Raw genomic sequence first — 14,217 nt, forward strand, 5'->3', positions numbered from 1 at the left:
CCGGGTGCAACCCTTTTTTTGTCGGAATAATAAGCAGCTCGTCAGGAAATAAATTCCGGAACGAACGTACCGCGCCGGCTTGGTGCTTTTCATTCTAGTAAACCGTCAGGACTGCCCTAAAAGGGAGCAAAAACAGGGGTTTTTCAGGTAAATCCGACTAGGTGCAACTTATTCTCGAAAAATGGGTTGCACCTTATTTGCTTTGTTGAATAGCATTCGCGGCCAAGGTGCAACCGATCATAAAAGACAGGTGTACCGGCTGATGGCTTTCCTGGGGAAACATCAGTCATAAATGCGCGGGACCTGAAATCGTCTGTCAAACGTCGTCGTTTGCGCGCGGTTCACCAGCCGCCGCTACATAAAAACAAAGCCAGGGCGAAACTTAATGAGCGTTAGCAATCCAACTCTGATCACGTTCGTGATCTACATCGCAGCAATGGTGCTGATCGGCTTCATGGCCTATCGCTCCACCAACAACCTTTCTGACTACATTCTGGGCGGTCGCAGCCTGGGCAGCGTCGTGACTGCATTGTCCGCCGGCGCCTCCGACATGAGCGGTTGGTTGTTGATGGGCCTGCCGGGCGCCATCTACATGTCCGGTCTGTCCGAAAGCTGGATCGCCATCGGCCTGATCATCGGTGCTTACCTGAACTGGCTGTTTGTCGCTGGTCGTCTGCGTGTGCAAACCGAGCACAACGGCGATGCATTGACCCTGCCGGATTACTTCTCCAGCCGTTTTGAAGACAAAAGCGGTCTGCTGCGGATCATCTCTGCCGTCGTGATCCTGGTGTTCTTCACCATTTACTGCGCTTCCGGCATCGTGGCCGGCGCCCGTCTGTTCGAAAGCACCTTCGGCATGTCCTACGAGACAGCGCTGTGGGCCGGTGCTGCGGCGACGATTGCCTACACCTTCGTCGGCGGTTTCCTGGCAGTGAGCTGGACTGACACCGTACAAGCCACGCTGATGATCTTCGCCCTGTTGCTGACGCCGATCATCGTGCTGCTAGCCACCGGCGGCGTCGACACCACGTTCCTGGCCATCGAAGCGCAAGATCCAAGCAACTTCGACATGCTGAAAAACACCACCTTCATTGGCATCATCTCGCTGATGGGCTGGGGCCTGGGCTACTTCGGCCAGCCGCACATCCTCGCGCGTTTCATGGCGGCGGATTCGGTCAAGTCGATCGCCAACGCTCGCCGCATCTCCATGGCCTGGATGATCCTGTGCCTGGGCGGCACCGTCGCTGTAGGTTTCTTTGGTATCGCGTACTTCTCGGCGCACCCTGAACTGGCTGGTCCTGTGACCGAAAACCCAGAGCGCGTGTTCATCGAGCTGGCCAAAATCCTGTTCAATCCTTGGGTTGCCGGTGTACTGCTGTCGGCCATTCTGGCTGCCGTCATGAGCACCCTGAGCTGCCAACTGTTGGTGTGCTCGAGCGCCCTGACCGAAGACTTCTACAAAACCTTCCTGCGTAAAACCGCTTCCCAGGTTGAACTGGTCTGGGTCGGCCGCGCCATGGTGCTGCTGGTTGCCCTGATCGCCATCGCGTTGGCCGCTAACCCGGAAAACCGCGTACTGGGTCTGGTCAGCTACGCCTGGGCCGGTTTCGGTGCCGCATTCGGTCCGGTAGTCCTGATCTCCGTCATCTGGAAAGACATGACCCGCAACGGCGCACTGGCCGGCATCCTGGTCGGCGCGATCACCGTGATCGTGTGGAAACACTTCGAGCTGCTGGGCTTGTACGAAATCATCCCTGGTTTCATCTTCGCCAGCCTGGCGATCTACATCGTCAGCAAGCTTGGCGCGCCGACTCAGGGCATGCTTCAGCGCTTCGCCGCTGCCGAAGCTGATTTCCGCCTGAACAAGTGATCGGGATGAGCTGATGCTCTGACCTTTCGCCAAACATGAAAACGGCCCGCTTCCATTTGGAGGCGGGCCGTTTTTTTTGCCTACGCAAATCCCGAGATGTTGAAGATCCTTGTGGGAGCGAGCTTGCTCGCGATAGCGGTTGATCATTCAAGATTGATGTCGACTGACCGGACGCTATCGCGAGCAAGCTCGCTCCCACAGTGGTTAGGGGTGGTTTTGAGGGAGATGTCTGTAGCCAAACACACTGATTCTTGAAGGACAAATCTCTAAAAACGTAGGCCAAATCTGATTTTCCTGTCCCTCCCTCAACACCCCTTGTTGCTCATGCAGAATCGCCCGCCTTCATTCTGCAGAGACACATCGGATGTTCGCTCCTGCCAATCAACCGCGTTTCACGTTGACGATCGACGGCGTCCAGAATGAGCTCAAGGTGCTTGAGTTCACGGGCACGGAAGCCATCAGCCAACCCTACCGCTTTGACCTGGAACTGGTCAGCGAACGGCCAGACATCGAGCTTGAAAGCCTGCTGCATCGTCAGGCGTTTCTGAGTTTCGATGTACAAGGCTCCGGCATACACGGTCAGATCTTTCGCGTCGGTCAAAGCGACTCCGGGAAACGTCTGACCGGCTATCAAATCAGTCTCGTACCGCGATTGGCCTACCTCGGTCAGCGCATCAACCAGCGGATCTTCCAGCACAAAAGCGTGCCGGCGATCATCGCGCAGGTCCTCAAGGACCATGGCATCCAGCGCGATGCGTTCGAATTCCAACTCGGCAGCGACTACGCGCCTCGCGAGTACTGCGTGCAGTACGCCGAAAGCGACCTCGCATTTATCCAGCGCCTGTGTGCCGAGATCGGCATTCATTACCACTTCCAGCACAGCGCCGACGGGCATCTGCTGGTGTTCGGTGATGACCAGACTGTTTTCCCGCGCCTGCCCGAGCCGACCCTTTACCTGCCAGGCAGCGGCATGGCGGCGGATGCGCCGGCCATCAAGCGTTTCAACGTACGTCTGGAGACCCGGACAACGGCGGTCACCCGTCGCGATTACGACTTCCAGAAGCCGCATCTGCAACTTGAAAATCGGGTCGAAAGCGAACAGCGCCCGGTGCTGGAGGATTACCGCTTTCCCGGCCAATTCACCGATCGCGAATACGGCAAACAACTGACGCAACGAGCCTTAGAGCGCCACAACGCGGACTTCCGTCAGGCCGAAGGGCGTGGCGACGATTCCGCCTTGGTCAGCGGACATTTCCTGCACCTTGCCGAGCACCCGCGTCAGGCGTGGAACGATCTGTGGCTGATCACCGGCATAGAACACCGTGGCCGACAACCGCAAGTGCTGGAAGAGTCCGCCACCAGCGACGACCCGGATGATTTCCAGGGTTATCGCAATACCTTTCTGGCGACACCGTGGGACGTTTCGTTTCGCCCACCGTTGGGGCCGGAAAAGCCACGGATGCTCGGCTATCAACCTGCTGTGGTCACCGGTCCCGTCGACAGCGAAATCCATTGCGACGAGTACGGTCGGGTGAAGGTTCAGCTCGCCTGGGACCGCGACGGTCAGCTCGATGAACACGCCAGTTGCTGGCTGCGCGTCGCCACCGGTTGGGCCCACGACCATTACGGCAGTGTGCTGATCCCGCGCGTCGGCATGGAAGTGCTGGTGGGTTTCATCGACGCCGATGCCGACAAACCGCTGGTAATGGGTTGCCTGCCCAACGCCGCAACACCGGTGCCACTGGATCTGCCCGCCGACAAGACCCGCAGTATTTTCCGCAGCCAAAGTAGTCCGGGCGGCGGCGGTTACAACGAATTGCGCATCGAGGATCGCAAAGGCGCCGAGGAAATCTACCTGCGTGCCCAGCGAAACTGGACTCAGCATGTGTTGAATGATCAGCAGGTGCAGGTCGATAACCAGCGCAGCATTGTCGTCACGGGTACGGCTCGTCATGAGCTGAAGGCCGACGAGCAGCGCATCACCCACGGCCAGCGTCAGGCCGAAGTGAAGCTCGACGATCACTTGGTGGTGATCGGCGACCGGCACATTCGCGTGACCAGCCAGGCGCTCAATGCCAGCCAGCAATTCCACGTCAGCGCCGGTCAGCAAGTGGTGATCGATGGCGGCGCCAGCGCGACGATTCAGGCGGGCGGACAGTGGATCAACATCGGTCCCGGCGGGATTTTCAGCAGCGTGCCGATTCAGGTTGGCGGCGCACTGATGCCGTCGATGGCCGCTGCCCCAGTTTCGCCGAATACGCCGTTAAAACTCGTCGCCGCGCCCGCAGCGCTGCTAAGCGCCGCACAGATCATGAGCCTGCAAAGCGACGCGCCGTTCTGCGAAGAATGCGAGCGCTGCAAGGACGGTGTCTGTGCAGCCTGATTGCTTGTCACCTCGTGAATGGCTGGAACGGCAGCCACTGAAACCGTCGGAACAACTGTTCGCGATCTTCAGCAATGCCAGCACGGCTGAGCCGTTCAAAGCGTGGCGGCAGTCAGTCGCCGCTCAACCGCCTAATCCGATCTGGGCCGACACCGCTTACGCCGAGTGGGAGCCGGTCATGCCCTACGTCGGAATCGTCTCGGCTGAGGGTGAGTTTCTGGAGTGGGTTGCCACGACCGAGTCTCGCGACTGGGGTTGGCTGGCGGTTTCTTCTGCCTCTCAAGATGCATTGGTCGAGCATCTGCGCAGCCTAACTCAAGTGCTATTGCCCAACGGTAATGCGGTGTTTTTCCGCTTCTGGGATGGGCGTTATGTGTTGCCGATTCTTCAGTCTGCCGACGTAAACCCTACGCAATTAATGCCGGTGCTTGACCGCTGTTTGATCAATGGGCAACCGCTCGATATCGGTGGCAGGCCGTTGAAATCCTCCAGGGTTTTTCCGTGGTGGGAAGTTTCCGAGTCGCTACTCGAAGACCTCGCCACCGAGTCCGCGACAACCCGTATCAACAACTTGATGAAGTGGTTGAGCGAGGACCGTCCTGATCTTTTTGAAGCGTTTTCTGAGCATGTGTTGCGGCACAAAGTCGCGATCTTTCTGCAGGCGCCGGACCTGCCTCAAGCCCCGAAACAAGACTTGGCGGATTACCTGATGGCGGAGCTGAACTGATGGATCAGATTGTGCGCATCGAGCAGGAGCTCGACGGTTTTCCGAACACCCTTTCCCTCTACCGTGACCAGCTAAAGCATTGGTTTAGCCTGGCGGCAGACAAGGCCAGTCACGCGGCGGATTTACCTTCGCTGATGGGGATGGAACGGATCGTTCGGTTCGGTAATACCAGCACCGTTGTGAGCAGTGGTGATGACGATTTTCTCTCTACCGTCGTGCAGTGCCCGAAGGCTGGAAAGCTGGAGATCGAGAGCAAGTTCGAATCGGTTTATGACATTCCCGTGGGGAATATTCAGGTCGATGTGATTGCGGCTGAGAGCGGAGAGATAAAGCAGGTCACGCTCGACGAAAATGGCAAAGGGACCTTCGAGGGGAAAGAGGGCAAGTTCTACCGCATTCACGTTCACGACGAAGTCACACCGCAGCAAGTTGAAGATCTGTTCTCTTCCTACGATGGTCTGACGAAGGAGCTGGAAAAGTGGCTGCGTGATGAGTGGAAGACGTTTAAACCGAAGTGGTCGGAATCGTCTGCGGTTGCTGTAGGCAATGGAATGCTTGCGGGCAGTTGGGCCGCTATCGAGGGCGTGTGGGACGGTATCAGTCTGCTTTCAGAGATCCTCAAGGACCCCGGAAAGTTTGGTGAGCGGTTGGGCGAGAGTGCCTTAGAGCTGAAAAGGCTCGCGAACACCGCACCGAAGGTCATGGAGAAAGCCCAGCTGCTGGCCAGCGACGAAGCGGCGCTGTGTTTGCTGTTGCGCTCCGCCAGTCTCTGGTTGGACATGCTGCCGCCCAGCGAGATCGCCGGTAAAACCGCCGAAGCCGTTTCGACGGTGGTGGTGCAGCTATTGATCGACATCCTGATCGGTATCGTTCTGACCTTTGCCGGGGCGGGGGCTGGCATTGCCTATTTGACGATGCGTCTGGCTGATCGGGCCGCGCAGTTGCTCAGCGCTGTTCTGCGCCTCGTCAAAGCAATTTTCACGATCATCAATAACTTCATCAACTACGTCGACCGCTACAAAAAAGTGGCCGCGCGCGGCGTTGCGGCAGGCCTCAAAAAAGGTCGCATGCAACTGCGCTGGGATGCCAAGCGCAACACCACCCTCAAGCAAAACGAACCCCACGACAACGCCCCGGATCAAGCGAAAAACCCCAACGGCGACAGCGCCGATTCCGTCGATAAAACCGCCACCAACAAATGCCCGGTCTCGATGGTCACCGGCGAAGAACTGCTGACCCTCACCGACGGTTCGCTGGACGGCATCCTGCCGTTCGACTTCACCCGGCTCTACCGCACCAGCGCCGCCGAGATCGATGTCGGCCTCGGATTTGGCTGGAGCCATTCGTTATCCCATCGGCTGGAAATCGACGGCGAAACGGTCATCTGGATCGACCACGAAAACCGACGCACCACGTTCCCGCTGCCGAGCAGCGCACGCCCGGCAATCCACAACAGCCTCTCGCGCGCTGCGATTTACCTCGGCAGTGAACCCGAAGAGTTGATCCTCGCCCAGGCCGGCGACGAGGCACGTTTCTTCCATTTCCATAATGGTTTTCTGACAGCGATCAGCGACGGATACGATAACCGTCTACGCATCACCCGCGACCGCCATGACCGCATCCAGCGCCTCGACAACGGTGCCGGCCGCGCCTTGCTGCTGCGTTATGAGCGCAGCCATCTGGTCGCCGTCGACTATCAGGTTTTTGTCCCGGCCCAAACCCTCGATGAAGCCTGGAAGACCGAGCAAACACTGGTCGGTTACCGCTACGACGAACGCAATCGACTCATCGAAGCCACCAACGCCGTCGATGAAAGCGAGCGCTACGATTACGACGATCAGCACGTCATTCTCCAGCGGCAACTGGCCGGTGGGGCGAGTTTCTTCTGGGAGTGGGAAAGGTCCGGCAAGGCCGCCAGATGCATCCGCCACTGGGCGTCGTTTGCGCAGATGGATGCGCGGTATGCCTGGGATGACGAGGGCAGCGTCACCGTCCACAACATTGATGGCAGCGAAGAGGTTTACGTCCACGACGAGCGGGCGCGGCTGGTGCGCAAGGTCGAGCTGGACGGCGGCGAACACCTAAAGGCTTACGACGACCAGGGTCGTCTGGTTGCTGAGCAAGACCCGCTCGGTGCCGTCACCGAATACCGCTACGACGAAGTTGGACGGCTGGTTGCGCTGATTCCGCCGGAAGACGAACCGACGTCCTACGAGTACCGCAACGGTTTCCCGCACGCGCGCTATCGCGGCAAAGCGGTGTGGAAATACCAGCGCAATGCTCAGGGCGACATCACCGAAGCGAGCGACCCCGACGGCCACGTCACCCATTATCACTACGACGAAAAAGGTCAGCTGCTGTCGATCCGCTACCCGGACACCAGTCGGCATGTCTTCGTCTGGAATGGCTTGGGGCAACTGGTCGAAGAGACGCTGCCGGACGGTGGTGTACGGCGGTTTTCCTACGATGCGTTGGGGCGGCAGGTTACCCGTCAGGACGAACACGGCGCGGTCACGAAGTCGCAATGGGATGCCGTTGGCCGACTGATCCAGACGACGCTGCCTACCGGTGCCAGCCGCACTTTCAGCTACAACGCCTACGGAAAGATCACCGCCGAACGCGATGAACTGGGCCGGGTCACGCGCTACGAATACCTCGACGATCTGCATCTGGTCAGCCGCCGCCGCAATGCCGACGGCACCCAGCTGAGATATCGCTACGACAACGCGCAGCTGCTTCTTACCGAGATCGAAAACGAATCTGGCGAAAAATATCACCTGGACTACACACCTGGCGGATTGATCCGACAGGAAACCGGTTTCGACGGCCAACGCACCGCGTACGCCTACGACCTCAACGGCCACCTGCTGGAAAAAACCGAGTTTGGAGACGATGGCTCGCAACTCGTCACCGCTTATGAACGAGACTCGGCAGGGCGGTTGCTGGTCAAAACGCTGCCCGACGGCATCAAGGTCGAATACCGCTATGACAGCCTCGGCCGGCTGATCGGCGTCGACGACGGCCACGACCATCCGCTGGAATTCGAATACGACCAACAGGACCGGCTGATCACCGAGCATCAAGGTTGGGGCACGCTGCGGTATGGCTACGACGCCTGCGGCCAGCTCAACCGCCTGCGCCTGCCGGACGGCAGCAAACTCGATTACCACCACGCCAAGGGCGGCGCGCTGACCGCCATCGACCTCAATGGCGCGCGGCTCACCAGCCACCAATTTACCTACGGCCGCGAGCAGCAGCGCCAGCAAGGTCAACTGCTCAGCGACTTTGCCTACGACGATCAGGGGCGCCTGAAAGCCCACGCTGTCAGCCAACAGCAGCAACCGTTGTATCGCCGGGATTATGCCTACAGCGCCAACGGCAATCTCGACAGCATCGCCGACACCCGCCACGGCCAACGCAACTACCACTACGACCCGCTCAACCGCCTGACTCGTGTGCGCCACACCCGCGACGACCCACCGGAATCCTTCGCCCACGACCCCGCCGGCAACCTGCTGATGCAGGACCGCCCCGGTTTGGCGACCGTTAAAGGCAATCGCCTGCTGATGCAGGGCGACCGCCATTACGACTACGACGCCTTCGGCAATCTGATCCGCGAACGCCGCGGCACCGCGCAAAAACTCGTCACCGAATACCGCTACGACTGCCAGCACCGATTGGTCGGCGTCACAACCCCGGACGGCCGCTGCACAAGCTATCGCTACGACGCCTTCGGCCGCCGCATCGCCAAAACCGTCGACGGCAAAACCACCGAGTTCTTCTGGCAAGGCGACAACCTCATCGCCGAAAGCAGCGGCGAACACTACCGCAGCTACGTCTACGAACCCGGCACCTTCCGCCCGCTGGCCATGCTCGACGGCAAGGGCCCGCGAAAAGCCTGCCCGTTCTACTACCAACTCGACCACCTGGGTACGCCGCAGGAACTGACCGATTTTGGTGGCGAGATTGTTTGGTCAGCGAAGTACAACGCCTACGGAAAAGTCACTGGGTTGGCCTTCGGCGGGGGCGAGCAGCTTGAGCAACCGTTGCGGTTTCAGGGGCAGTACTTTGATGTTGAGAGTGGTCTGCATTACAACCGGCATCGGTACTATGATCCGGAGGTTGGCCGGTATCTGACGCCGGACCCGGTCAAGTTGGCAGGTGGGCTGAACCAGTACCAGTACACGCCGAATCCGACGGGGTGGGTTGATCCGTTGGGGTTGAGCGGGAATTGCCCGCCGCCGAATAAGCCTGGGTGTGGGGCGCCGGATGATACGGCTGGGGTTAAGGTTGATGAAGGTGAGCGGAAGGTTCCTAAACCAAAAACACGCCCTCAAAATTTTGCTGATGAAGAAAAGCTGATTAGGCACTATAAAAAGCACGGCGCAGAATTTAAGGCTATGAGCAAAGAAGAGTATTTACTGATAACCCGCGATGTTGTGAATCATGGCACGCGTGTGGAGTACGAATACAAAAATGAAATTCGCACGGGTTATTTGCAGTTGATAGGTAATAATCGGAAAGGTGAAGCAAAGTTCGCTTTTGTAGGCACAAACGATAAGCAGGAAATTACGACGATGCACACAAAAAGCGGAAAAGAATTCTGGAAAACTATAAATGGTAATGGACGCGATAAAGTAGTGAGGCCAGCGAATGACTAATAGATATGAAGTAGTAGTGCTGGCAGTAGATCCGGTGGACGAGGACGAAGTCTTGTTGCTCGTTAAAGGTTTGGAAATTAAATGCTTCACAAGCTACTGCCCATCAAAAATTGAAGTGGGAGAAACCTATGACGTTGAGTTTGATTTGGTGCTTCCCGACAACGATGTTATTGCTGCGGCAGAGGAGCCCGTCACTACACTGATAGAAATGAAAGATGCCGGATTTTCATGCGCGCTTTATGGGTATTTAGATGGGGGTGTGTTTCGATCTTTTGTTGATTTTTCGGATCAGGATATTCACTATGACTATCCTCATCTGAACGGGCGATTTGTAAAAATTCAGGTAGATCGAATAGACGTGTCTTTCTGACAGAGGTTGCGCAACTTGCGGGCATGAAATAAATCTCCCCGCTTCTCTCTTTTTGCTTTTTTGTATTTTATTGTGTTTCATCATGGTCGGTTTTTGAAAAATGACGTTATTAATACCTATTAAAAAATTGATTTCTATATTGCGAGCTACGTGTAAGAGTTTGGCGAAGAGCTCGGGTTCTGCTGTTCAGCAACAAACCACTAGCTGCGAACTTAATGGTGAAAACAAGAGGTGGAGAGGCGTTCCAAGTTCTAGGTTTATAAGCCATAGAGCGCAGTTGAATGCTTATAATGAAGCGATGACAAGGGAGACTAGAAAAATGTCTCGTTTTACTGGGGAGGATAGTAAAGGAAATTTGTTAGTAAGAGTGGAGGCTGAAAATGTAGGTGAGGGATATGAGCCTAATCCTTTAGATCCAGCCAATCCGCGTTTCATTCCTCAGATGAATGCCTTTGAAATGAAATTCGACTTTGAGACGCTGCAGCCTATAGCGCTTTATCCGATAGAGAAAATCTAATGCTGATGCATCCGTATCTGAATGTTCCGTATAATCCAAGCGTAGAGCATTTTCTCGGTGGGTTCGATATATATGATCGCGAGGAGAGTCTTGGGGTTGAGTTGTCGGCGTACGATCCTGAGTGTCCTTCAGATAGAGAATTTTTAATATCCCGGTTTATTGTCAAGCGCTTCGATGCGTTGAGTTATCGGCACAAGTTTGTTTTGTTCTTTGTGTTGGGAGAGGCTCTTGATGGTGATTCGAGTGTGTTTGCTGAAATTTTGGAACATGATTCGAGGTCTCATTCCTCGCTTCCTCTTGGGTGGAATGAAATGAAAGATCCAAAGGCGTTTTTTGAGCACGTGTACGTCAAATTGTCCGAAGCGTGGGTTGATGATCTGTATAAAGCGAGTCAGGAGGACGTTTCAACTTGGTGAGGGCTAGTGCTTAAACTAAGGCTCAGGTTGCGGAATAATGAGCACTAGATTTTCCGCGTTATTCCAACTCCTTGCTCAATAAATAAATCCGTACCATTTATGTTGATGAGTGATATTTGACGGACTGCTGCTTTGAAGATAGTGAAATCTAGTCGCTTTGATGATGTCGACCACGATATTGGATATGCGTATCGTGGTTATAACTACGTTGTGCAGAACGAAGAGGATGTGTTTCTGATTAGAATGTATGATGACGAACCCGGACAGGCAACGGTAATACGTCCGACTGCGATGTCTAAAAACGGTAACCTTAGAAAGCTTGTTGAGTTCTTACAATCCGAGTTAGGAGTTTCCAAGATCTGTCTCTACAAGGGCGATTTGGGGATCTACGCCGAGATCGATCTTGATAGCTTGGTATTCTGCTCCGCCTGAATTTAACGGTAAGAGAGTGGCAGGCTTATTACACACTCTGGGCCAAATTCTGTCGTTGCTGAGCGGCAGCTATAGGTTGTGGATTCAACAGATGGCGAAATCAAGCCAAGCTTCAGTGAAGCCTTTCGCCACGTTTGCTTTTTTGAGCGAAATTTCTGGGCAAGGTCGTCGGAAGTTTCCTTCAAACCGTATCGGTTTCCATGAACTGGTGCGAAGTGAGATCCATGGATAGTCTTTGGCTGTCGCTGCAAATGCAGTGGCAGGGTGTAGGAACCCTGGACAACTCACCGCGCATCAGCGCTGTCGTTTGATTGCGGCACTTAACTTGTGTCCGTAACATCGTTCGCGGCGGCTGTGCGCGGGGCACGCTACGGCGTGGCTGAGTTTGGTGAGTTGCTCAGTTTCCTACTCCCGCGCACGGCTGCCACCCAAGCCCGTAGGAAAGGCCGGTGGTAGCTTTAATTCAATCACCAAGGTCTAAAAAATGAAAAATCTTCACCCCGATCCACCCTACGAAAAACCAATTTCCCACCCCAAAAGCCGCTTCATGGCCCTCACCAGCAACTGCACCGACATGCCCACACTGTTCGTCGATACACACGCGCCGCTTGATGTTCTATATGACGCTGCCAGCTATCGAATTCGCGCTGTCACGCAGGTGCTTGAGAACCTGTCGATGCGCGGTTCGGTTGAGTGTGAGTCGTTCATTCTTAGTGATTTTGCGTTGCTGTGTGCCATTCCGTTGCGGGATGGATGTGATGTATTGGATGTGGTTGGACGGCGGTTGAAGGCTCGGCCTACGGACTAAGGGCTGGATGGCTTTTGTGGCGAGGGAGCTTGCTCCCGTTCGGCTGCGTAGCAGTCGCCAAACCACGCGCTGTGGTGTGTCTGACAAATCAGCGGTGCTGGGTTTGGGGCTGCTTCGCAGCCCAGCGGGAGCAAGCTCCCTCGCCACAGGGTTTGTGGGTGGCTGGGATGTTTTGGGGCTGCTTCGCAGCCCAACGGGGGCAAGCCCCCTCGCCAAAGGTTTTGTGTCCGGCGGAGATTGTGGCTGTTGCGACCGGCCGCTTAGCCGCGAACCCCTGACGTTCGCCTCGGTACAAGGTAAACTTCCCGCCCTTCGCAGGAGCAGCCATGAATTATCGTCACGCCTTCCATGCCGGCAATCACGCCGATGTGTTCAAACACCTGACTTTGACCCGCATCATCGCTTTGATGTCGCGCAAGGAGCAGCCGTTTGCCTATCTCGACACTCACGCCGGCATTGGTCTGTATGACCTGCAGGGTGATCAGGCGAGCCGTACCGGTGAGTACCTGGAAGGTATTGCGCGTTTGTGGGATCAGCCGGATCTGCCGGCGTTGACCGCTGATTACATGAAGGTGCTGCACGACATGAACCCGGATGGCCAGTTGCGCTATTACCCGGGGTCACCGGAGTTGGCGCGGCGCCTGACGCGGCCGCAGGATCGGGTGATGCTCAACGAGAAGCACCCGGAAGACGGTGTGTTGCTCAAGGACAATATGGCGGGTGACCGTCGGGTGAAGGTGCATTTGGGCGAAGGCTGGCATGTGCCGCGGGCGATGTTGCCGGTGCAGGAGAAGCGGGCGGTAATGTTGATTGATCCGCCGTTTGAACAGCTCGATGAAATGCAGCGGTGTGCGGCGTCGTTGAAAGAGGCGATTGGCCGGATGCGCCAAACCGTGGCGGCGATCTGGTACCCGGTGAAGGATCAGCGCATGTTGCGGCGGTTTTATCAGGATCTGGCCGGGACGGGCGCGCCGAAGTTGTTGCGCGTGGAGTTGCTGGTGCATCCGCTGGATACGCCGAACAGTCTGAACGGGTCTGGGTTGGCGATTGCGAATCCGCCGTGGGGGCTGGAAGAGGAATTGCGTGAGTTGCTGCCGTGGTTGTCGAAGAAGCTTGGGCAGACCCAAGGTGGGTGGCAGATGGATTGGTTGATTGCTGAGAGTTGATGGCTGATCAGATGGATTGATGGCGTCTGATCGGACGCCTTCGCGGGCAAGCCCGCTCCCACAGGGTTTCATGTCGATCACAAGAGTGTGGTGAGACATGGATCCTGTGGGAGCGGGCTTGCCCGCGATGCTTTTAGGGCCTGAAAGATCAGATCGGGCAGGTCACGCCTGTACCGCCAATCCCGCAATACCCTTCAGGGTTCTTCGCCAGGTACTGCTGGTGATACGCCTCGGCGAAGTAGACCGTCGGCGCTTCGTCGATTTCAGTGGTGATTTCGCCTTTCCCAGCCTTGGTCAACTCAGCCTGGAACACGTCCTTGCTGTGCCTGGCGGCGTCCAGCTGCGTCGGGTTGGTCGCATAGATCACCGAGCGATACTGCGTGCCGATGTCGTTGCCCTGGCGCATGCCTTGCGTCGGGTTGTGCAATTCCCAGAACATTTTCAGCAGTTCTTCGTAGCTGACTTTTGCCGGCTCGTAGACCACCAGCACCACTTCGCTGTGGCCGGTCAGGCCCGAGCAGACTTCTTCGTACGTCGGGTTCGGCGTAAAACCGCCGGCGTAACCCACTACCGTGCTGACCACGCCTTCACGTTGCCAGAACTTGCGTTCCGCACCCCAGAAGCAGCCCAGGCCGAAGATCGCGAAATCCACGTCCATCGCGAACGGGCCCAGCAGCGGGGCGTCGTGCACGAAGTGTTTTTCGGGCAGGTTCATTGGGGTTTCGCGGCCAGGCAGAGCTTGTTCTTTGGTAGGGAGCACGTTTTTGTTCACCAGTATTTCCGAGCGCAAGACCATCATCAGTCCCCTCAGTCAGGTTGAATGTGAATTGTCAGACACGCAGTTTGCCCAATGCCGGCCGGTTACGC

10 protein-coding genes are annotated in these 14,217 nt (G+C 56.5%); 9 read left to right on the forward strand and 1 reads right to left on the reverse strand.

What is annotated here, in order from left to right:
* The first annotated feature begins 385 nt into the window (after window positions 1–385).
* From putP to ACA060_RS02190, 9 genes are all read left to right on the forward strand, one after another.
* Window positions 386–1,870, forward strand: a complete 1,485-nt coding sequence (gene putP / locus ACA060_RS02150; protein WP_497315115.1) for a sodium/proline symporter PutP — start codon at window positions 386–388, stop codon at window positions 1,868–1,870.
* 364 nt (window positions 1,871–2,234) lie between these two features.
* The gene (locus ACA060_RS02155) at window positions 2,235–4,253 is read left to right on the forward strand and encodes a type VI secretion system Vgr family protein (protein WP_497315117.1); all 2,019 of its coding nucleotides are present in this window, start codon (window positions 2,235–2,237) and stop codon (window positions 4,251–4,253) included.
* On the forward strand, window positions 4,243–4,980 hold the full coding sequence (locus tag ACA060_RS02160) for a DUF4123 domain-containing protein (RefSeq protein WP_497315119.1): 738 nt from the start codon (window positions 4,243–4,245) through the stop codon (window positions 4,978–4,980). Before ACA060_RS02155 ends, ACA060_RS02160 begins: the two co-directional genes overlap by 11 nt.
* The gene (locus tag ACA060_RS02165; protein WP_497315121.1) at window positions 4,980–9,641 is read left to right on the forward strand and encodes an RHS repeat-associated core domain-containing protein; all 4,662 of its coding nucleotides are present in this window, start codon (window positions 4,980–4,982) and stop codon (window positions 9,639–9,641) included. Before ACA060_RS02160 ends, ACA060_RS02165 begins: the two co-directional genes overlap by 1 nt.
* Complete coding sequence (locus tag ACA060_RS02170) at window positions 9,634–10,011, forward strand: UCP019853 family protein (RefSeq protein ID WP_497315123.1); 378 nt, start codon at window positions 9,634–9,636, stop codon at window positions 10,009–10,011. The genes ACA060_RS02165 and ACA060_RS02170 overlap by 8 nt, the downstream gene beginning before the upstream one ends.
* 319 nt (window positions 10,012–10,330) lie before the next feature.
* Window positions 10,331–10,528, forward strand: coding sequence for a hypothetical protein (locus tag ACA060_RS02175; protein ID WP_090176451.1), 198 nt, complete (start codon window positions 10,331–10,333; stop codon window positions 10,526–10,528).
* Complete coding sequence (locus ACA060_RS02180; RefSeq protein WP_497315125.1) at window positions 10,528–10,944, forward strand: hypothetical protein; 417 nt, start codon at window positions 10,528–10,530, stop codon at window positions 10,942–10,944. The genes ACA060_RS02175 and ACA060_RS02180 overlap by 1 nt, the downstream gene beginning before the upstream one ends.
* A gap of 916 nt (window positions 10,945–11,860) precedes the next feature.
* The gene (locus ACA060_RS02185) at window positions 11,861–12,184 is read left to right on the forward strand and encodes a hypothetical protein (RefSeq protein ID WP_497315127.1); all 324 of its coding nucleotides are present in this window, start codon (window positions 11,861–11,863) and stop codon (window positions 12,182–12,184) included.
* 326 nt (window positions 12,185–12,510) lie between these two features.
* Window positions 12,511–13,350, forward strand: coding sequence for a 23S rRNA (adenine(2030)-N(6))-methyltransferase RlmJ (locus ACA060_RS02190; RefSeq protein ID WP_095127455.1), 840 nt, complete (start codon window positions 12,511–12,513; stop codon window positions 13,348–13,350).
* A 148-nt stretch (window positions 13,351–13,498) separates the two neighbouring features.
* Here ACA060_RS02190 and msrA read toward each other — a convergent pair whose 3' ends face one another.
* A complete protein-coding gene (msrA, locus tag ACA060_RS02195; RefSeq protein WP_109635931.1) occupies window positions 13,499–14,146 on the reverse strand; it encodes a peptide-methionine (S)-S-oxide reductase MsrA in 648 nt (215 codons plus the stop codon).
* Between the last annotated feature and the right edge of the window lie 71 nt (window positions 14,147–14,217).

Source organism: Pseudomonas sp. LBUM1671 (genome assembly GCF_059695685.1).